We start from the raw sequence: 19,060 nt of genomic DNA, 5'->3' as shown, positions 1-19,060 counted from the left end.
CAGGAAGGGAACTTTCAGAAAGTTGGTTGCGGGGGCCGGATTTGAACCGACGACCTTCGGGTTATGAGCCCGACGAGCTACCGAGCTGCTCCACCCCGCGTCCGAATTGTCACCCCCAAGCCGAGCAGTAGCTTGTTGGCGTTTGTCTGCCTTCGACTGTTTATACAATCGCAAGCTGACGAAAGAGTTGGTTGCGGGGGCCGGATTTGAACCGACGACCTTCGGGTTATGAGCCCGACGAGCTACCGAGCTGCTCCACCCCGCGTCCGAATTGTCACCCTCAAGCCGAGCAGTAGCTTGGTGGCGTTTGTCTGCTTTCGACTATTTATACAATCGCAAGCTGACGAAAGAGTTGGTTGCGGGGGCCGGATTTGAACCGACGACCTTCGGGTTATGAGCCCGACGAGCTACCGAGCTGCTCCACCCCGCGTCCGAATTGTCACCTTCAAGCCGAGCAGTAGCTTGGTGGCGTTTGTCTGCTTTCGACTGTTTACACAATCGCAAGCTGACGAAATGTTGGTTGCGGGGGCCGGATTTGAACCGACGACCTTCGGGTTATGAGCCCGACGAGCTACCGAGCTGCTCCACCCCGCGTCCGAATTGTCACCCTCAAGCCGAGCAGTAGCTTGGTGGCGTTTGTCTGCCTTCGATTGTTTACGCAATCGCAGGCTGACGAAAGAGTTGGTTGCGGGGGCCGGATTTGAACCGACGACCTTCGGGTTATGAGCCCGACGAGCTACCGAGCTGCTCCACCCCGCGTCCGAATTTTTCTCGAAGTGGCCGAGCAGTAGCCAGTTCGATTTCTCCTTTTCCACCAACCGGTTACACCGGTTTGACTGGTCAGGATCTCAGATGGTTGCGGGGGCCAGATTTGAACTGACGACCTTCGGGTTATGAGCCCGACGAGCTACCGGGCTGCTCCACCCCGCGTCTGAGGTCGCCAATAATAGGCGCCAGCGTACAGATTGCAAGTAAATATCTCAAAAAAAGTTTATTCGTAGATTAATCGGACAAATAGTGCGGTCATTAGCAGCATCATGCTGTTTTTTCAAGCAATCGAGTCCTTGCCAGGCATCCGGCACTACACTCAATAAGGTGAACACTCCTCATTTTGGGTAGGTAGAATATGCGCATCTCCGCCGGTCACTGCCGTCAGTTGGGGGCCACACCCGACAGTAACGGCGTCAACTTCGCGATCTGGGCACGCCTCGCCAGCCGGGTCGAACTGCTGCTCTTCGCAAGCGCAGACGATGCGACCCCCGAGGTGATCCCCCTCTCCCCTCGCCTTAACCGCACCGCCTACTACTGGCATATCCATGTGGAGGGGATCTCGGTCGGGCAGCGTTACGCCTATCGCATTCAGGGCCCGTGGCGCCCATATGGCGGCACCCGCTTCGATGCCGAGAAGGTGTTGCTCGACCCTTACGGCCGCAGCATCGAGCTTGGCGCCAATTACGATCGATGGGCGGCGGCCCGTCCAGGCAGCAATCTGGCTTGTTGCGCCAAAAACAAGGTGGTCGATACTCGCCACTACGACTGGGAAGGGGACAAACTGCCCGCTCACTCCCTCTCCCGCTCGGTGATCTACGAACTGCATCTGGGGGGCTTTACCAAGTCCCCGAGCTCCGGGGTCGATCCGGCGCTACGTGGCACCTATCTCGGGCTGATTGAGAAGATCCCCTATCTGCAATCTCTCGGCGTCACCGCCGTCGAGCTGCTGCCGGTGTTCCAGTTCGATCCTCAGGATGCGCCCAAAGGACTCTCCAACTACTGGGGTTACAGCCCCATGTCCTTTTTCGCCCCCCACGCCCAATACGCCTGCGGCGATGATCCGCTGACCGAATTTCGCGACATGGTCAAGGCGCTGCACAAGGCCAATATCGAGGTGATCCTGGACGTGGTTTACAACCACACCGCCGAAGGGGGTGATGATGGCCCCACCTTCTCGTTTCGCGGCATCGACAACGAGGCCTACTACATCCTCGACAACAACCAGAAGGACACCAACTATTCGGGCTGCGGCAACACCTTCAACGGCGCCCATCCGGTGGTGCTGCGGATGATCATGGACAGCCTCCACTTCTGGCGTCAGGAGATGCACGTCGATGGCTTTCGGTTTGATCTGGCCGCCATTCTGTCGCGGGATGAATCGGGTCAGCCGCAGGCCAATGCGCCGACCCTGCGCACTATAGATACCGACCCCAACATCGCCGACATCAAGCTAATTGCCGAAGCCTGGGACGCGGGGGACTCTATCAGGTGGGGTCACTCGCTGGCGCCCGCTGGCGTGAGTGGAACGGCCAGTTTCGGGATGATGTGCGCCGCTTCCTGCGCGGGGATGACAACAGCGTCACCGCCTTTGTCGAGCGGCTGTGCGGCAGCCCCGACATCTACCACTATCACCACGCCGATCCCGAGAAGAGTATCAACTTCGTCACCTGTCACGACGGTTTTACTCTGTGGGACTGGGCCAGTTACAACAGCAAGCACAACGAGGCCAACGGGGAGGAGAACCGTGACGGCTGCGATCATAACTTCAGCTGGAACCACGGCCATGAAGGGGTAACGGAAGATCCCCAGATCAACGCCCTGCGGATGCGTCAGGCCAAAAACATGATGGTGGCGACCCTGCTCTCGGTGGGCTCCCCCATGCTGCTGATGGGAGACGAGCTGCTGCGCACCCAGCGGGGCAACAACAACGGCTACTGTCAGGACAATGCCACCTGCTGGATGAACTGGCTGCCCAATGCCCGCAGTCAGGAGATGTTCCGCTTTATGAAGGAGCTGATCCAATACCGCAAACACCTGTTCCAGCGCCCGGAGCAGGAGAGCATGCCGCTGTCACTCACCGAGATCCTGCGCCACAGCGAGATCTGCTGGCATGGGGTCAACGCCGGGCAACCGGATTTCAGCCCCCACTCCCACGCCATCGCCATGTCGGCGCTGTCGAGCGAAACCAAGCTGGCGCTCTATGTGCTGTTCAACGCCTACTGGGAGCCCCTCACCTTCAACCTGCCGAGCCCCCCCAAGGGGGTCGGCGGCTACTGGCGGCGGATCCTCGATACCGCCCTCCCCTCGCCGCAGGATATCTGCACCTTCGGCATGCCGCTGGAGGGATTGACCCGGGAGTATCTCGCCCAGCCGCGCAGCAGTTGCCTCTTTATCTGCGGGGCCGACGATTTCTATTGATCGATTGCTGTGAATTGATAACAGCGATACCTGCAAGCCAGATATGCAAAAGCCCCGAGCCAAGGCTCGGGGCTTTCTCTTTTCAGCGCCAGTGTCAGATCAGCTGGTGCAACACGCTGGTAGCGGCAATCTGGGCGATCAGCAGGCCACACAGGGAGGTGGAGACCACCACTGGCGCGGTATCACGCTGCAAGTAGAGTGGGCTGAACCAGAGCAGCAGAGAGGCCACCAGCAGCGCTGCCTGGGTCACCACCGCCGGGATCAGGGCATCGAGATTGGCCTCACCCCCTTGCCAGCCCACCAGCACTGCCAGCCAGACAAGGCTGGCCATCGCCCCCACCAGACCGGCCAGTGGCAACAGGGTGTTGAATGCCTTGAGACGATGACGGGCCCGCAGCAGCATCAAGTGGGCAAAGGCCGCCCCCAGCATCGCCATCTGCAGCAAACCGCTCACCCAGCCCTGCAGTTGCAGCAGCCCGATGCCATAGAGAGCGAGCGGCAACGCCGGTAGCCAGAGCAGTGTCGAGGAGACTGAACGCTTCCCCTCCAGCCGTGACTGGGCCAACGACAAGCCAACCCCGAGCACCAGTGCGGCCCCACCACTCCAGATGAGCCAGCTGGCAGCCTTGGCTTCCACCGCCAGCATCAGAGAGAGCGCGGTAATGACCCAGATGGAGAAGAGCTGCTGAGTGATGCGCGAGCGCTGGCCAGGGCAGATATCACCGCGCCACAGCACGATACCGAGGGCGATCAGGGCGCCAAGCGCCATCAATCCGGTAAGGGGAAAGAGCCAAAAAGGGAGTTGGACGAACACGACGCCTCCAGCAGTAAAGATTCGAGGTGCGCCACCGGGGCGCCAGAGAGGGGCGAGTATACCCAAACCGGCGGCTATCCCCAATCGCGACAAACAATCGTGGGCAAACAATCCGGGGCAATTTGCTGCCAGCAGAGCCCACCTTGAGGGGCGCCCTGCTGGCAGCCATGTCCATAGGGACGGGATGCAGCGCTGGCTTTAGCCCTGACCGCGGGCCAGCGCCACCACTCGGGCAAACATCTGGCGGATCACCGGCGGAATATGCTCGGCGCCGAGCCGCTCCGCCTCTTCCACCACCGCCAGCGCCATTCCCGGCTTGCTGCGGTGATGGATCGCCTTGTTGATGATGTGACTGGCGCTCCACATGGCGCGCCCGCCCACCCCGGCCTCGCGACGAAACACAGCTTCAAAACCGTTGTGATAGAGGTAGTGCTCGATGTCTGCGGCAGGGAGCTGGGTCAGTCGGTCCCGCTCCCGCTCTCCCTTGAGCTGGCCCCGGGCCGAGGTGGCATACTTGAGCCCAGCCTCGTCGCCATCGGTCAGCAGGTGCCACTCGATGCCAAAGTCCCGCGCCACCTTGATGAGCGGCGACTGGCCGCACTGGGCAAACTCGATGATCCGCACCCCTTCGGCCCGCAGACTGTAACCGCAGATCTGCGCCAGCTCGGAGAGCAGCCAGATCTCGGTCTCCCCCTCCACCAGCAGCCAGCAACGGGCAAACAGCGACATGGGGCGGTTGATCCGCACATGGAAGGCGATCTTGCGCAGATCGTCGCTGCTGTAACGCTCGCCCCCCAGCTGATGACAGAGGATATCCTGCTGACGGCGCACCAGCCGCCGCACCTGATTGAGCGGCAGGGAAGAGAGCAAGTCCCCCGAGTTGGTGGTGAGCAGCTTCTGACCCGGCAGTTGTTCCAGCAGCCCCCACGCCAGCGCCAGCATGGTCGGATGCAGCCGGCTCTCCGGGTCCTCCAGGATCATGATGGGGCGGGCCCCCTCCTCCAGTTCGCGGTTGCCCCGCGCTTGCAGCAGAGTAGCCGCCATCCCCGCCATCGCCAGCTGCAGCGCGCGGTTATCGGCGCGGCGCAGCAGGGTATGCAGGTTGCCCGGGTTGCGCAATGTCATGGGGCGATTGATGATGTCGCGCTGACTGCGTGGCTTGTTCTTGATGGGGGCCAGGGCGTTGAAGTAGTGATCCATCAGCTGGCGCACCGCCTGCAACGCCTCTTTGAGCTCCGGCTCGCCGATCCGCTGGGGTTCGTCGATCAGCTTGTCCGCCAACTCGCTCAAGCGATGCTCGGAGAGATCTCCCCACTGCAATGTCTCCACCCCGTTGCGAGCGGTACGGGCGTCCCGCAGCCGGAACACCGGGTTCATGGTGATGAGCAGGCAGACCAGCTCGTGGGTGTTGGCGATGGGCAGGCTCTTGCCTACCCCGTCGAGAAAGTCGTGAATGGTGAGCACAGAGCCATCCGCCTGCAGCTCGGCGCTGGCGCGATAGTGAATGCGGTGGAATTTGTCCTTGTGCAGCACCCAGGAGGGGCAAAGACGGGCCAGCCGACGGGAGTGCTGACACATCTGGGGTCTGTGCTCACTGAAGGTGAGCACCAGTTGCAGGTGGCGCGCCGGGGCCAGTTCGGGATCTTCCGGTTGGTGAAAATCCTCGGCGGTGAACTGATAGGGCTCGGCATCCTGCCCCAGCAGACACCAGAGGGCGCGCAGCAGGCTCGATTTACCCCAGGTATTCTCACCGATCAGCACTGTGGTCTGATCCAGCCCGAGCGACAGGCGATTTATACCGCGAAAACCTTTGACTTCAATACGTTCCAGAAACATCCAGCCGTGTCCACATCATTGTGATGGGGCAATAGTGGCAAAGTTACCGGAAAAATCCTATCGCAGGCGGGGCTTTTTCAACGTGAACTGTGAGGCACTGCAGGTTCGGGAGGGGTAACAACAGCGGTGCGATCTTGCGGGGCATTCCAGTGGCTGAACCAGAGATGACGGGTACGGATTTGACGTTTGCGATAATTCAATGGGCATTCCTTTCAATGGATAAGTGGTAGAGAGTACACCTCTTTTGCCCAAAGTCTCAGGGTTATCTGTGACGAGAAGATGACAATTGCGCCCGCCACTGCCCCGGCGTCAAACCAAACGCCTCGCGAAAACGATTACCGAAATGGGCCTGGGAAGAGAAGCCACACTGACTGGCGATGCTGGCCAGCGGCTCGGGGCCAGCCAACAGCTGCTTGGCCCGTTTGAGCCGCAGCCCAAGCAGATAGCGGTGGGGCGGGCAGCCGAGACTCTGGCCGAACATGCGGGCGAAGTGATACTCGCTCAGCCCCGCCTGCTGCGCCAGCTCTGCCAGCGTGACCGAGTCAGCCAGATGGGCCTGCAGATACTCCTGCACCCGCTTGATCACCACGGGCGCCAGCCCGCCGCGCAGAGGTGGCAAACCGGGAGCCTCCTCGGTGTGGTGGCGATAGGCGTGGAGGATCAACATCCAGGCGCCGTGGGAGAGTGCCAACCGATCGACCCCGTGCTGCCACTGAAGCTGCATCAACTGGCGCTGCACCAGTCCGGCCGCCTGCGGATCGTCGATAAAGGTCTTGTCCACCAGTTGCAGGTGGCGCCCCTCCTTGTCACACACCTCCTCGGCGATACGGGTGAGGTGAGCCGGGGTGAAGTAGAGATGAAAGAAGCGAAACTCTTCGCGCACCAGCCACTCGGATCTGTGGTGATCCGGCATGATGCACACCTTGCCGGTGCCGCCGTGGCCACCCGGCCCATCGAGTCGCTCGGTCTGCTCGCCTCCTTGCAGATAGACGCTCAGGGTGTGGTGGCCCGGCTTGTGATAACGGGTCTGGTCATAGCAGTTGCGCCAACTGGCGACGCCAAGCCCAGGTTCGAGCCAGCAGGCGTCCTCCAGCCGGGCGCCGGTGCTGACCAGTGCATCAAATACCCCTGCTGTTTTCATTCGCACCTGCCGCCTGTTCCGGTGTACATGTTATGCCGCTGCCATCCATCTTACCGACCGCGCCCGCAGATGACAGCGCAGGGCGATGAAAAACCGCAAGATGGTGCAATCCAGCCATCAGGGCTCGCCCCATAGTGGGTCATCTCTCCCTGACTCACCGGAACTGTGATGAATCTGATGCTCTATCTTGCCACCGTGCTTATCTGGGGCAGCACCTGGATTGCCATCGCCTGGCAACTTGGCCCCATCCCCATCGAGGTGTCGGTGCTCTACCGCTTCCTGCTGGCGGCGGTGGCACTGTTTGCACTGCTCGCCGCCAGCGGCCGCTTTCCGCGCCTGCCGTGGCATGGCCAGCGCTATGCGGCGCTGCTCGGTGCCCTGCTCTTTTCCACCAACTTTCTCTGCTTCTACCACGCCACACGCTATATCCCGAGCGGCATGTCGGCGGTGATCTTCGCCAGTGCCAGCATCTTCAACGGCCTCAACCTCTGGCTGTTCGAGCGCAAGCGCCCCACCCTGCGCTGGTTGCAAGGCTCCTTGCTGGGACTCTTTGGCACCCTGTTACTGTTCTGGCCGGTGCTGGCGGATGCGCAATTGGGTGCAAACGGCTGGAAGGGGCTGCTGCTCGCCTGCGGCGGCACCCTCTGCTTTTCGCTGGGCAATCTGGTCTCGGCCCGGGGCCAGCGCCATGGCTACCACGTACTGCAACTGGTGCCCTGGGGCATGGTTTACGGCGTGGTGCTGCTGCTGGGCTGGGTCACATTGCTCGGGCAGCAACTGGTGGTGCCGACCGATGGCCACTATCTGGCGGCCATGGTCTACCTCGCCCTGTTTGGCTCGGTGAGCGCCTTTACCGCCTACCTGACGCTAGTGGGGCGCATCGGGGCCAGCAAGGCCTCCTACGCGACCGTGCTCTTTCCGCTGGTGGCGCTTACCCTCTCCACCTTTTACGAAGGTTTTGTCTGGCAGCCGGTATCGGTGGCCGGAGTGGTGATCAGCCTCATCGGCAATCTGGTGATCTTCGCGCCGCCCTTAAGTGAATGGCGCATTCGACCGGCCAAGGCAGCAAACGACCCTTGCTCCTGAACCAGTCAGCCCCTAAGGTAGCGCTGATCAATCTGTGACGATCCTGATGGCGATAAACAAGGGGGCGAGATGTTACTGGAAGGGCTGGAGACGCTGAGCCTGCTGGCAAGTGAAGGAACCATGGCCAAGGTGGCCAGTCGCCTCTATATCAGCCAGTCGGCGGTGAGCAAGCGGATTGCCCAGCTGGAGCAGCGCCTTGGCAAGAAGTTGATCGAGCCGGAGGGGCGCCAGATCCGCCTCACCCCGCAGGCAAAGGAGCTGCTGGAGCGAGTGGCCCCGAGTCTGGCAGAGATGAAGGGGGTGCTGGCCGATAGTCAGGATCTGGCGGATCAGAGCCCCCTCCCCATCGCCTGCTCCGAAACCCTGCTGGCCGGTTATCTCGCCCACTTTATGCGCGACTATCTGGAGCGCGATCCCCACCTTGCCCTCTCCACCCACCACACGCCGGTCATTCTGGCACGGGTGCGCAGCGGCGATGCCCTGCTCGGCATCTGCGCCGGTCGGCTCCCACCCGGCCATGGCCTCGGCGCCGATCTGCTGCTTGAGGAGCCCTTCTATTTGGTGGGCGAGGCGCAGCAGAGCCTGCCGCCAGCCAGCGCAGAAAGCAGGCGCAAGATCCTCACCATGGATCTGGAGAACCCCTCCAACCGCTACCTGCGCGAACCGCTGGCTTATTTGGGGCTGGAGCCCGCCATGGAGCTCGACTCCTATCTTGCGCTCATCGAACTCGCCAAGGCAGGTATTGGCCCTGTGCTGCTCCCCGCTGGCCTGCTGGGGCTGGTGGGAGAACAGGGGGAGATGGCCCGCCCACTGCCCGGGCTGGGCCGCCCCCTGCATCTGGTCTACCGGCCAAACAGCCTCAAGCGAGAGCGGATCGCCAGGCTGGTGAGCGCCCTGCACCAACACTTTCGCCACCGCAGCGACACGCCGCGCTAGCCGTGTAAAACACCTGATATGACAACGGGGCCCAAGGGCACCGTTAACAATTGCGATGCGGCAAGCAAGGCGCACATCAGATCCAGGCAAACAGCTCGGGATACTGGCTCCACACCAGCTTGGCAGACATCAGCAAGGAGACGGTCACCAGCAGCGGCTTAATCAGCTTCACCCCTTTTTTCAGCACCATTTTGGAGCCAAAACGAGCGCCGATAAACTGCCCCAACGCCATGCAAAAACCGACACTCCACACCACCTTGCCACCAAGAGCAAAGAACAGCAGGGAGGCAATATTCGAGGTGAAGTTGAGCAGCTTGGTATGGGCGGTGGCGCGCGCCATGCCAAAGCCCGCCAGCGCCACGAAACCGATGGCAAAAAACGAACCTGTGCCCGGCCCGAAGAAGCCGTCATAAAAGCCGACCCCGCCCCCCACCAGCAGCGCAAACAGCATGGGAGTCAGACGGCGGGAGCTCTCGGCATCGCTTACCCGCGGCGAGAAGTAGAAGTAGCAGGCAAAGGCCATCAGCAGGAAAGGGAGCAGGCGCTCGAGAATGGCGGCATCTATGGTCTGCACCGCCAGCGTGCCGATGGCCGCACCGATAAAGGTGCAGATCACCGCAGGCCAGATCATGGCCCACTCAAGCAGCCCCTTGCGGGCATAGAACCAGGTGGCGGAGAAAGAGCCAAAGCTGCTCTGCAGCTTGTTGGTGCCGAGCACCAGCGCGGGGGGCATACCGGTGGCAAGCAATGCTGGCACCGTCAACAGGCCGCCGCCACCGGCGATGGCATCGATAAAGCCGGCGACAAGCGCCACACCGAACAGGGCAAACAGGGTAACCAGTTCCAATTCCATCCATAGACCTCACGAGAGTGGGTTGCCCGAAGGAGCAACCGGAGAACACCAAAACGACGTTGTGCGGTGGGCTGCACAGGCTGTCCGTTATCCTAGCGAGCCACTGACCATGAATCTAACGAAACAGTGGCAGCCAATTGATTCCTAATTTTCATTAATTTGAGTTGCCTCAACCCTCAGAAGGCCAGTTAGCAAGCCGGCGAAGCGACGTTCGCTTCCTTGATGGCCGCCAGCGCCTCACAGAGATGATCCTCATCGGCACCGGGGAAACGGCTGACCCGACCGGCCATGTAGCGGCTGCTGAACAGATTGAACCAGTGCTGCAGTGCCTGCCCCGCCTTGAGCTCCCCCGCCACTTCCAGCACGCAGGCCGCCACTTCGGCGGTGCAGAGGTGCTCATCGCAGTTGGCGACCCGCATACCGTAGGTGGAGAGCGTATCGGGTTTGATGGCGAGCACCGGATAACCGTCCAGATAGGGGCTCTTGTTGAACATCTTGCGCGCCTCCGGCCAGGTGCCATCAAGCAGGATAAAGAGCGGTTTTTTACCCGGTGCCAACGTCACCTCGCCGGTCAGGCGGGCAGGCGCCTTCTCGCAAGCGGGAAAGACTACATAGGGCTGCCAGGCGGGATCGGCCAGCAGGGCCAGCAGCTCGGGATGGGGCTGGGTGCGCGACCAGAGAAACGCCCAGGTGGAATCCGGCAACACATCGGCGATCAGGCGACCGGTGTTGGAGGGCTTCATCGGCTCGCTGTCATACATCAGCAGGCAGAAACCGGCCTCCGCTTTGAGCTCGGGGCGCCACTCGCAGGCACACCAGTCCTCGCGCAGCTGACAGGCCGGACAGCGGGCCAGGGTGCCGCCACGGGCAAGAAACGGTCGGGTAGAGATACTCTTGCGCCAGGCCCGCAGGCGGTTGACGGCGTGATCAGGAACAGGCTTCATCTAGGTTCACAACTGGAGTCAAAACAGGAACGGCAGCGGTGCCAACAAGTCACGCCGCCACAGGGCGCGATAACAGGGGGACTGCCGGAAAAGCGCAAGATTGTACCGAGTTACGGGCTGGCGGAACAGCAATCCGTGCCCCTTTCGCCAGACACAGAGCCAACTCCTCTTGCCTTACGACTCCTGACAGCTGCGCAGCAGCTCCAGCAACAGGCTGCCATCGCGCAGTGCCTTGTGCACCTGCACCGAAGTGGGCTTGGTGGGATCTTCGTAGAAGTGGGTGGATTCAATCTGCAGCCGCACCAGATATTCGGCGGGCAACTGGCTGGCCAGCGACTGGTGCAGCATGGGGAACAGCAGCCGATCGGCACGGGTGATTTCCCCCCCCAGCAGCAGCTTACCCGGATTGAGCAGGCAGATGAGATTGGAGAGTACCTTGGAGAGGCGACCCGCCGCCTGATGGAGAATATCCTGACAAAGGCTGTTGCCTGCAAGCGCCAGCTCGCACAGCTCGCGGATGGTGACGCTCTCGGGCAAGTCGTGCTCCTGCATCCGCTCGCGCAGATCCCGGTATTGCGCCTCCAGCGCCTGATTGGTCACCAGGGTACAAGCGCAGCCAAAGCCGCCGCAGTAGCAGCGCTGGCCATAGGGTTCGAGCTGCAGGTGGCTGAGATCCCCGAGCAGCGCATTCTCGCTCTCAATAAGCTGACCATTGACCACCATACCGACCCCGATGTCGTTGTGGACAAACACCAGCACCGCATCGGCGCAATTTTTGGCGGCCCCCCACTCCCGCTCGGCCTGGATCCAGGTGCGCACGTCACCGCTCACCAGCACAGGTACCGAGAACGCCTGTTGCAGAGTCGGGCCAAGGGGCCAGTTGCGCAGATCGTAGAAGGGGAAGTGCTTGACCATGCCGGAGTGGCGCTCCACCTGACCCGGCAGGCAGAGGGCGATACAGGCCAGACTGAGGGACTTTCTCGGCAAAAACACCTTGATGGCGTGCACCAGACTGCCCAGCAGATCGGCGCGCTCCTCCTCGGTAAAGAGGTGGCGCTGGCGGGCCAGCGAGCGGCCGGAGAAGTCAAACAGCGCCATGTCCACATAGCCCCGCCCCAGGCGCATGGAGAGAAACTGGAAGCGGCGCTCGTTGATGCGCAGCAAAGTCTGACGACGGCCGCGCCCCACCGAACTTTCACCACAGGTGACCACCAGACCCCCATCGAGCAGTTCCCTGGTGATCTTGGTGATACTGGCAGGCGAGAGGCCGGTCAGGCGGGAGAGATCGGTGCGCGACAGCTCCTTGTGCTCTTCCAGGCTGGCATAGACCAGGCCGTAGTTGAGCTGCCGGATCAAATCGATACTACCTTTCACGATCTCATTCATAGGGTATGGGGCAAAGGCTGAAAAAAAGAGGCTGGCAATTTTCACACATTATTGGTCAATCCCCAAATAAAGTGCGGCCTGAACCGGGGGTCAGGCCGCATCTTGTGGTTGCCGTCACGGACCATTGCAAGATCAATAACGGAATTGCGATACCAGTTTGCGCAATTTGTCGCCGGTACTGGCCAGATCGCGGGTGGTGCTGTTGGATTCCACCGCCGCGCTGGTCAGCTCGCTGACAATCTGCTGAATGGCCACCAGGTTCTTGTTGATCTCCTCGGAGACCGCGTGTTGCTCCTCGGCGGCGGTGGCGATCTGGATGTTCATGTCGTTGATGGTACTGACCGCCATCACCATGCTGTCGAGGGAGCTGGCGATATGGCTCGCCTCCTGCACCGTCTCCTGGCTGCGATCCTCGCTCGCCTGCATCACCTCCACCGCCTGCTTCACCCCACCCTGCAGACGTTGCAGCATCTCGTTGATCTCTTTGGTGCTCTGTTGGGTACGGCCGGCCAGCGAACGCACTTCGTCCGCTACCACCGCAAAGCCGCGCCCCTGCTCACCGGCGCGGGCCGCCTCGATGGCAGCGTTCAGCGCCAGCAGGTTGGTCTGCTCGGCAATGCCGCGAATGACCTCCACCACAGAGCCAATCTTGGCAGTCTCTTGCGCCAATTGCTCGATAACGCCGGAGGCGGTATGTACCTCCCCCACCAGCCGGTTGATACTGTTGATGGCCCCGCTCACCACCCCTCGGGCGGCGTCCGATTCACGGGCCGCATCGCTGGTTGCTGTCGCGGCATTGGAGGCACTGGCAGCCACCTCCTGCGCGGTGGAGCTCATTTCGGTCACCGCTGTGACCACCTGATCGGTCTCGCGACTGTGACCCTGCATCTGATGGTCATAGTGCTCGCTAAGATGGTGCAACTTGTCGACCGCGCTGAAGAGGTGATTGCTGGTCTCGCCCACCTGACTCACCACCGACTGGATCCGCTCGACAAAGCGGTTGAAGGCGCTGGCCAGCTGGCCAATCTCGTCCTGACTCTGCACCTTGAGACGCTGGGTCAGATCCCCGTCGCCGTTGGCAATATCGTTCAATGCCAGCACCGCATCCGCCAACGGCTTGGTGACCCGGTTGCCCACAATGACGGTTGCCACCAGGGTGATACCGAGGATCAGCAGGATCACCAGCACACTGCTCTGCAACGAGGCATGCATGTTGCTCTCGCGCTCTGCCCGCAAGGCCGCCAGCTCGTTGTCGATATCATCGATATAAAAACCGGTACCAATGGCCCACTGGTATTTGTCCAGCACCAGAGTAAAGGCCAGTTTGGGAGCATCGCGACCGATGGAGGGCTTGGCCGTCCAGTATTCGGTAAAACCATCCCCCTGACGGGCCGATTTAAGGATCTCCTGGATCAGCAATTTGCCCTTAGCATCCTTGTCGTTCCAGCGGTTTTTCCCCTCCAGCTCGGTACGCACCGGCAGCAGTATGGTGTTGCCCTCGAAGTCATAGACAAAGAAGTAGCCGTCACTGCTGTAACGCAGCGGCCTGAGCAACTCTTTGACCTTTTGACGATTTTCCGGAGAATCCGGCAGGGAATACACGGCATCGACGGCGGTTTTGGCCATCATGATGTAACTGCTGAGCAGCGCTTTACGCTCCTTGATGGCATTTTCCCTCGCCACCACCAGATCAGACTCCAGATCACTCTTGGAGACCATGTAGTTACTGAGATTGACCACCAGGGCCATCAGCAGCACGGGTACTGCACCCAGTAACAGGATTTTCTGCTTTAGCGTCATCTTTCACATCCTTGCAGCTGTTTTTATTGGAATTCCTTGCTTACCCATCAGTATAGGTGCTGGCAGGGCGAGCCCAGCTTTCGTTACAATTCCCTTAAACAAATCGGCCAAAACGTGAAAATCATGAATCTTTGTCCTTGCGGCTCAACCCTTTCTCTCGAATTGTGCTGTGGCTCACGTCACAGTGGCGCAGTGGCTGACACCCCGGAGCAGCTGATGCGCTCGCGCTACAGCGCTTTTGTGCTCGGTCTGGGGGAGTATCTGGTCCATAGCTGGCACCCGGCCCACCTTGGCGGCCTCACCGCCGAAGAGCTTTCACGCATCGACACCCGCTGGGACGGTCTCGAGATCATCGCCAGCCAGGGCGGCCCGGAGGATGAAACCGGGATGGTGGAGTTCAAAGCCTGGTTTCTGGACGGGGATGAGCGTCACTGCCTCCATGAGCGTTCTCGCTTCGTGCGTTATCAGGGGCGCTGGGTCTACACCGAGGGAGAGCAGGATCCGGCTCCCCTCAAGGCGGGGCGCAACGATCCCTGCCCATGTGGCAGCGGCAAAAAGCACAAGAAGTGCTGCGGCTGACGCATCACACACCCACCAGACTCGTCAAACAGTGACAAGGGGCATCCGATGCCCCTTTTTTGTGTCTGCCATTCGCCACCAGCCCATCAACCGATGCGATAACAAGCGTGACAAATGTCACATAATGCTCATTAACGCGCGAGCAAATGAGCGTTTGCGAGCGCAAACTTGGCCCATATCAAACATTTTCACTCAGAAGTAGGCCACACTGGCCTCATCTGGAAGAGATGAGACGGGCAACAATGAAAAGAATAACTACACAAGTCGTCATCATAGGCGGCGGTGCCACAGGGGCCGGCATCATGCGCGATTGCGCACTGCGCGGCATCGACTGCATCCTGCTCGAGCGCGATGATATCGCCGCCGGCACCACCGGCCGCAACCACGGCCTGCTCCACTCCGGTGCCCGCTACGCGGTGACGGATCAGGAGTCCGCCCGCGAATGCATCCAGGAAAACCGCATCCTCAAGCGGATTGCCAGCCACTGTGTCGAGGACACGGGCGGCCTCTTCCTCACCCTGCCGGAAGATGACATCAATTTCCAAACCACCTTTATGGATGCCTGCGCCCTGGCCGGTATCGAAACCCGCCAGCTCGATCCCGGTGAAGCCCTGCGTATGGAGCCCAACGCCAACCCGGCGATGATCGGCGCCATCCATGTGCCGGATGGTACGGTCGACCCGTTCCGCCTCGCCGCCGCCAACGTGCTGGACGCCAAAGAGCATGGCGCCCGTATCTTCACCCACAGCAAGGTGCTGGGACTGCTGCGCACGCAAGATCGGGTACACGGGGTCAAGGCGATCAACACCCGCACCGGCGAAGCGTTCGAGGTGGAGTGTCAGGAGGTGATCAACGCCGCCGGCATCTGGGGCCAGCAAATTTGCGAATACGCCGATCTCGGCATCCGCATGTTCCCGGCCAAGGGCTCCCTGCTCATCATGGATTACCGCATCAACCAGCTGGTGCTCAACCGCGCCCGCAAACCGGCGGATGCGGACATTCTGGTGCCGGGCGATACCATCTCCCTCATCGGTACCACCTCCAGTCGCATCGATTACAACAAGATTGACCAGCTCACCGTCGAGCCCGAAGAGGTGGAGGTGCTGCTGCGCGAAGGTATCAAGCTCGCTCCCATCATGGCCCGCACCCGTCTGCTGCGCGCCTACGCAGGCGTTCGCCCGCTGGTGGCGGTGGACGGTGACGACACCGGCCGCAATATCAGCCGCGGCATAGTGCTGCTGGATCACGCCGAGCGCGATGGCCTCAAGGGCTTCAACACCATCACCGGCGGCAAGCTGATGACCTACCGCCTGATGGCCGAGTGGGCCACCGATCTGCTGGCCAAGAAACTCGGCAACAGTAAACCCTGCCAGACCGCCGAACTTAGCCTGCCCGGCTCGCGGGATCCGGAAAAGGTCTCCGCTCCCGGTCTCTCGGTGCCGGTCGAAGGCTCCGCCCAGTACCGCCACGGCGAGCGGGTCATCGCCTTCTTCCGTGACAATCCGAAAGCCAACGCCCTGATCTGCGAGTGCGAAATGGTCACCGCGGGCGAAATCGAATACGCCCTGCGCGAGCTGGATGTGGACAACCTCATCGACCTGCGCCGCCGCACCCGTCTGGGGATGGGGCCCTGTCAGGGCGAGCTGTGCGCCTACCGCGCCGCCGGTCTGATGCAGGAGTATGGCAAGGCCGACGGTCGCCAGGCCTGCGTCATGCTGCGCCAGTTCCTCGAGGAGCGTTACAAGGGAACCCGCCCCGTCCTGTGGGGCGATGCCTTGCGCGAGGCCGAGTTCACCTACTGGATCTACGAAGGGCTGTTTGGCCTGGGGGAATGGACGACGCCACAGCTGGTTGCCGATACCCCACGCGACCCAACCAGCGAGACCACTCACAAGGAGAGCCGTCATGAAGTTTGACAATATCGTTATCGGCGGTGGCATGGCGGGACTCTCGGCTGCCCTGCGGCTGGTGGAGGCAGGCCAGAAGACCCTGCTGATGGCCTCCGGCCAGAGTGCCCTGCACTTCTCCTCCGGCTCGGTCGATCTGCTCGAAAGCGAGGGAGATCCCCGCGCCGCCCTGCCCGCCTTTATGGCTGCCCATCCGGATCACCCCTACAGCAAAGTAGGAATGCAAAATATCGAAGCGAGTCTGGCCGATCTGCAGCGCCACTGCGCCGAGCAGGGATTGCCGCTGGTGCGCCACGACACCAATCACCAGCGCCTGACTCCCATCGGTACCCTCAAGCGCACCTGGCTCTCCCCCGATACCTGTGCTTGCGTCACCGATGCGCCGATCCCGGACGTGCTGCTGCTGGCCACCCTCGAGGGCTTTCGCGACTTTCATCCGGCACTGGCGGCCGCCAATCTGGCGACCCATCCGCGCTTTGCCCACTGCCGTATTCTGACCGGCGAAATCCGCCTGCCCCAGCTGGCCGAATTCAGCCGCAATCCCCACGAGTTTCGCTCAGCCGACATCGCGCGCCTGTGTGACAAGCATCATCTGGTGGCCGATTTGGCCCGCGAGATCAGCCGCATGGTGCAGGAGAGCGGCGTACCCGGCTGCCGCCATATCGTGCTGCCCGCCTGCCTTTCGCTGGGGCTGGTTGGCCCGCGTCTGGCGGAGCTGGAACAGCGTACCGGCTGCACCATCAAGGAGGTGGCCACCATGCCGCCATCACTGATCGGGATGCGGATGCAGGAAGCCCTCAAACGCCGCTTCATCGCCCTTGGCGGCACCTTCCTCACCAGCGAGCGGGTGCTGGGTGCCCGCTACGAAGGTGACCGGGTAGTCGGCGTACATACCCAGAATGGCGATGATCAGCTGTTTGAAGCGGACAACTTTGTGCTCGCCTCCGGCAGCTTCTTCAGCCGCGGGCTGGAGTCCCGTCTGCGTGGCATTCGCGAGCCCATCTTCGATGCCGATGTACTGAGTCTGGAGGAGCGGGACGCCTGGGCCGGTCGTCGGCTGTTTGACCACCACCCTTTCATGGGATTCGGGGTCAAGACCGACGACAAGCTCAGAGTGCTGCGCGGTGGCAAGCCGCTCGCCAACCTCTACGGCGCTGGCAGCGTGCTGGCGCACTATGACCCCATCAAGGAGGGGTCTGGTTCTGGTGTCGCGGTTGCTACCGGCTGGCAGGCTGCCGGCCATATTCTGGGCGCGGCCCAATGATTACTACGTCCCATATCCCGTGTCTTCATCATCGCCGGGAGGAGAACTGACATGCTACTGGATCATGCCAACCAAACTTTCGATCAGTGCATCAAATGCACTGTCTGTACCGCCTACTGCCCGGTGGCCAAGGCCAACCCCGCCTACCCCGGCCCGAAACAGGCGGGCCCGGATGGGGAACGGCTGCGGATCAAGAGCCCGGAGCTGTTTGACAGCGCCCTCAAGCACTGCACCAACTGCAAACGCTGTGAAGTGGCCTGCCCGAGCGGGGTGCGCATCGGTGACATCATTGCCAAGGCCAAGCATCATTACAGCGGTTTCAAACCGGGGATCCGCGAGTTCGTGCTCTCCCACACCGATCTGATGGGCAGCATGTCTACCCTGATGGCCCCGGTAGTCAACTTCACCACCGGCCTCAAGCCGATGAAGCTGGTGCTGGACAAGGCGCTGGGGGTCTCATCCCACCGCGATCTGCCCAAATACTCCCAGGGCACCTTCCGCGGCTGGTACAAGAAGCAAAAAGAATCTCAGGCCCGCTTTGCGCGGCAGATCGCCTACTTCCACGGCTGCTACGTCAACTACAACCACCCGCAGCTTGGCAAGGAGCTGGTACAGGTGCTCAACGCCATGAACATCGGCGTGCAGTTGCTGGAGCGGGAGAAGTGCTGCGGCGTACCGCTGATTGCCAACGGCTTCATGGACAAGGCCAAGCAGCAGGCGGCCTTCAATATCAAGCAGATGGAAAACTCCCTGCTGGGCAACGAGATGCCGCTGCTAGCCACCTCCTCCACCTGCGGCTTTACCCTGCGCGATGAATATCCCCACCTGCTGGAGCAGGACAACCACAAGGTGCGGGATCGCATCTCGCTGGTGACCCGCTTCCTGTGGAACGAGTTTTACAAGGGCAACAAACCGGCGATGAAGCCGCTCAATCTGCACATCGCCTACCACACCCCCTGCCACATGGAGAAGATGGGGGGCGTCATCTACACCCTCGAATTGCTGCGCGCCATTCCCGGGGTCAAGGTAACGGTACTGGAGTCCCAGTGCTGCGGCATCGCCGGCACCTACGGCTTCAAGTCCGAAAACTACCAGACCAGCCAGACCATCGGCGAGGGGCTGTTTGATCAAATCAACCGCCTCTCCCCCGATCTGGTGATCACCGACTGCGAGACCTGCAAATGGCAGATCGAGATGAGCACCAGCTTCCGCTGTGAACATCCGATCCACCTGTTGGCACAGGCGTTGGCCTGAATCCCCCGGCCCTTACGGCCGCATAAAAACAATCCACGCAGAGATAAACAAAGAGCCGGCAATTGCCGGCT

Annotated in this window: 13 protein-coding genes, 6 tRNA genes and 1 pseudogene; 7 read left to right on the top strand and 13 right to left on the bottom strand. The window is 61.3% G+C overall.

Features of this window, described 5'->3' with window-relative positions; genetic code table 11:
• Positions 1-23: 23 nt before the first annotated feature.
• From ACTG1K_RS12350 to ACTG1K_RS12325, 6 genes are all read right to left on the bottom strand, one after another.
• Positions 24-100, bottom strand: a tRNA-Met gene (locus ACTG1K_RS12350).
• 88 nt (positions 101-188) lie between these two features.
• Positions 189-265: transfer RNA gene (locus ACTG1K_RS12345), tRNA-Met, on the bottom strand.
• An 88-nt stretch (positions 266-353) separates the two neighbouring features.
• A tRNA-Met gene (locus tag ACTG1K_RS12340) sits at positions 354-430 on the bottom strand.
• A gap of 87 nt (positions 431-517) precedes the next feature.
• Positions 518-594: transfer RNA gene (locus ACTG1K_RS12335), tRNA-Met, on the bottom strand.
• Positions 595-682: 88 nt separating this feature from the next.
• Positions 683-759: transfer RNA gene (locus ACTG1K_RS12330), tRNA-Met, on the bottom strand.
• Positions 760-853: 94 nt separating this feature from the next.
• A tRNA-Met gene (locus tag ACTG1K_RS12325) sits at positions 854-930 on the bottom strand.
• Between the two features lie 196 nt (positions 931-1,126).
• On the opposite strand from ACTG1K_RS12325, the pseudogene glgX reads away from it, so the two are divergent.
• Positions 1,127-3,189, top strand: a pseudogene (gene glgX, locus ACTG1K_RS12320) (glycogen debranching protein GlgX).
• Positions 3,190-3,283: 94 nt separating this feature from the next.
• Here the strand turns inward: glgX and ACTG1K_RS12315 are convergent.
• The 3 genes from ACTG1K_RS12315 to ACTG1K_RS12305 all read right to left on the bottom strand — a co-directional run bounded on the left by ACTG1K_RS12315 (position 3,284) and on the right by ACTG1K_RS12305 (position 6,980).
• Positions 3,284-4,003 (bottom strand): hypothetical protein, encoded by a 720-nt coding sequence (locus ACTG1K_RS12315; protein WP_440005524.1) that lies wholly within the window; start codon positions 4,001-4,003, stop codon positions 3,284-3,286.
• A gap of 198 nt (positions 4,004-4,201) precedes the next feature.
• A complete protein-coding gene (locus tag ACTG1K_RS12310) occupies positions 4,202-5,839 on the bottom strand; it encodes an ATP-dependent endonuclease (RefSeq protein ID WP_069555949.1) in 1,638 nt (545 codons plus the stop codon).
• Positions 5,840-6,101: 262 nt separating this feature from the next.
• A complete protein-coding gene (locus tag ACTG1K_RS12305; RefSeq protein ID WP_005333465.1) occupies positions 6,102-6,980 on the bottom strand; it encodes a helix-turn-helix domain-containing protein in 879 nt (292 codons plus the stop codon).
• A 168-nt stretch (positions 6,981-7,148) separates the two neighbouring features.
• Here ACTG1K_RS12305 and ACTG1K_RS12300 point away from each other — a divergent pair, with 168 nt between their 5' ends.
• Positions 7,149-8,066: a DMT family transporter gene (locus tag ACTG1K_RS12300; protein WP_236302003.1), complete on the top strand. Its 918-nt coding sequence runs from the start codon at positions 7,149-7,151 to the stop codon at positions 8,064-8,066.
• A gap of 69 nt (positions 8,067-8,135) precedes the next feature.
• A complete protein-coding gene (locus ACTG1K_RS12295) occupies positions 8,136-9,002 on the top strand; it encodes a LysR family transcriptional regulator (RefSeq protein WP_440005522.1) in 867 nt (288 codons plus the stop codon).
• Positions 9,003-9,078: 76 nt separating this feature from the next.
• On the opposite strand, the gene ACTG1K_RS12290 is transcribed toward ACTG1K_RS12295, so the two are convergent.
• The 4 genes from ACTG1K_RS12290 to ACTG1K_RS12275 form a co-directional block, all read right to left on the bottom strand.
• Positions 9,079-9,855, bottom strand: coding sequence for a TSUP family transporter (locus ACTG1K_RS12290; protein ID WP_005333472.1), 777 nt, complete (start codon positions 9,853-9,855; stop codon positions 9,079-9,081).
• A 188-nt stretch (positions 9,856-10,043) separates the two neighbouring features.
• Positions 10,044-10,799, bottom strand: a complete 756-nt coding sequence (locus ACTG1K_RS12285; protein WP_440005520.1) for a tRNA-uridine aminocarboxypropyltransferase — start codon at positions 10,797-10,799, stop codon at positions 10,044-10,046.
• A 174-nt stretch (positions 10,800-10,973) separates the two neighbouring features.
• Positions 10,974-12,185, bottom strand: a complete 1,212-nt coding sequence (locus ACTG1K_RS12280) for an ROK family transcriptional regulator (protein WP_005333476.1) — start codon at positions 12,183-12,185, stop codon at positions 10,974-10,976.
• Between the two features lie 132 nt (positions 12,186-12,317).
• Positions 12,318-13,985, bottom strand: a complete 1,668-nt coding sequence (locus tag ACTG1K_RS12275) for a methyl-accepting chemotaxis protein (RefSeq protein WP_047439503.1) — start codon at positions 13,983-13,985, stop codon at positions 12,318-12,320.
• 123 nt (positions 13,986-14,108) lie between these two features.
• On the opposite strand from ACTG1K_RS12275, the gene ACTG1K_RS12270 reads away from it, so the two are divergent.
• The 4 genes from ACTG1K_RS12270 to glpC all read left to right on the top strand — a co-directional run bounded on the left by ACTG1K_RS12270 (position 14,109) and on the right by glpC (position 18,989).
• A complete protein-coding gene (locus ACTG1K_RS12270) occupies positions 14,109-14,564 on the top strand; it encodes a YchJ family protein (protein WP_081990741.1) in 456 nt (151 codons plus the stop codon).
• Between the two features lie 242 nt (positions 14,565-14,806).
• Complete coding sequence (gene glpA, locus ACTG1K_RS12265; protein ID WP_047439508.1) at positions 14,807-16,480, top strand: anaerobic glycerol-3-phosphate dehydrogenase subunit A; 1,674 nt, start codon at positions 14,807-14,809, stop codon at positions 16,478-16,480.
• Positions 16,470-17,735, top strand: a complete 1,266-nt coding sequence (glpB, locus tag ACTG1K_RS12260; protein WP_047439510.1) for a glycerol-3-phosphate dehydrogenase subunit GlpB — start codon at positions 16,470-16,472, stop codon at positions 17,733-17,735. Before glpA ends, glpB begins: the two co-directional genes overlap by 11 nt.
• 51 nt (positions 17,736-17,786) lie before the next feature.
• Positions 17,787-18,989 (top strand): anaerobic glycerol-3-phosphate dehydrogenase subunit GlpC, encoded by a 1,203-nt coding sequence (glpC, locus tag ACTG1K_RS12255; protein ID WP_440005517.1) that lies wholly within the window; start codon positions 17,787-17,789, stop codon positions 18,987-18,989.
• The last annotated feature ends 71 nt before the right edge of the window (positions 18,990-19,060 follow it).

The organism is Aeromonas sp. 102P, from assembly GCF_051920345.1.
GTDB lineage: Bacteria > Pseudomonadota > Gammaproteobacteria > Enterobacterales > Aeromonadaceae > Aeromonas > Aeromonas veronii.
Note: the sequence above shows the minus strand (reverse complement) of the source record. Positions and strands in the feature narration are given on the sequence as shown.

Excerpts from the sequence above, each read along its gene's own strand:
- ACTG1K_RS12310 (WP_069555949.1), bottom strand. The coding sequence starts at position 5,839 with ATGTTTCTGGAACGTATTGAAGTCAAAGGTTTTCGCGGTATAAATCGC.
- ACTG1K_RS12305 (WP_005333465.1), bottom strand. The coding sequence starts at position 6,980 with ATGAAAACAGCAGGGGTATTTGATGCACTGGTCAGCACCGGCGCCCGG.
- ACTG1K_RS12300 (WP_236302003.1), top strand. The coding sequence starts at position 7,149 with ATGAATCTGATGCTCTATCTTGCCACCGTGCTTATCTGGGGCAGCACC.
- ACTG1K_RS12295 (WP_440005522.1), top strand. The coding sequence starts at position 8,136 with ATGTTACTGGAAGGGCTGGAGACGCTGAGCCTGCTGGCAAGTGAAGGA.
- ACTG1K_RS12290 (WP_005333472.1), bottom strand. The coding sequence starts at position 9,855 with ATGGAATTGGAACTGGTTACCCTGTTTGCCCTGTTCGGTGTGGCGCTT.
- ACTG1K_RS12285 (WP_440005520.1), bottom strand. The coding sequence starts at position 10,799 with ATGAAGCCTGTTCCTGATCACGCCGTCAACCGCCTGCGGGCCTGGCGC.
- ACTG1K_RS12280 (WP_005333476.1), bottom strand. The coding sequence starts at position 12,185 with ATGAATGAGATCGTGAAAGGTAGTATCGATTTGATCCGGCAGCTCAAC.
- ACTG1K_RS12275 (WP_047439503.1), bottom strand. The coding sequence starts at position 13,985 with ATGACGCTAAAGCAGAAAATCCTGTTACTGGGTGCAGTACCCGTGCTG.
- ACTG1K_RS12270 (WP_081990741.1), top strand. The coding sequence starts at position 14,109 with ATGAATCTTTGTCCTTGCGGCTCAACCCTTTCTCTCGAATTGTGCTGT.
- glpA (WP_047439508.1), top strand. The coding sequence starts at position 14,807 with ATGAAAAGAATAACTACACAAGTCGTCATCATAGGCGGCGGTGCCACA.
- glpB (WP_047439510.1), top strand. The coding sequence starts at position 16,470 with ATGAAGTTTGACAATATCGTTATCGGCGGTGGCATGGCGGGACTCTCG.
- glpC (WP_440005517.1), top strand. The coding sequence starts at position 17,787 with ATGCTACTGGATCATGCCAACCAAACTTTCGATCAGTGCATCAAATGC.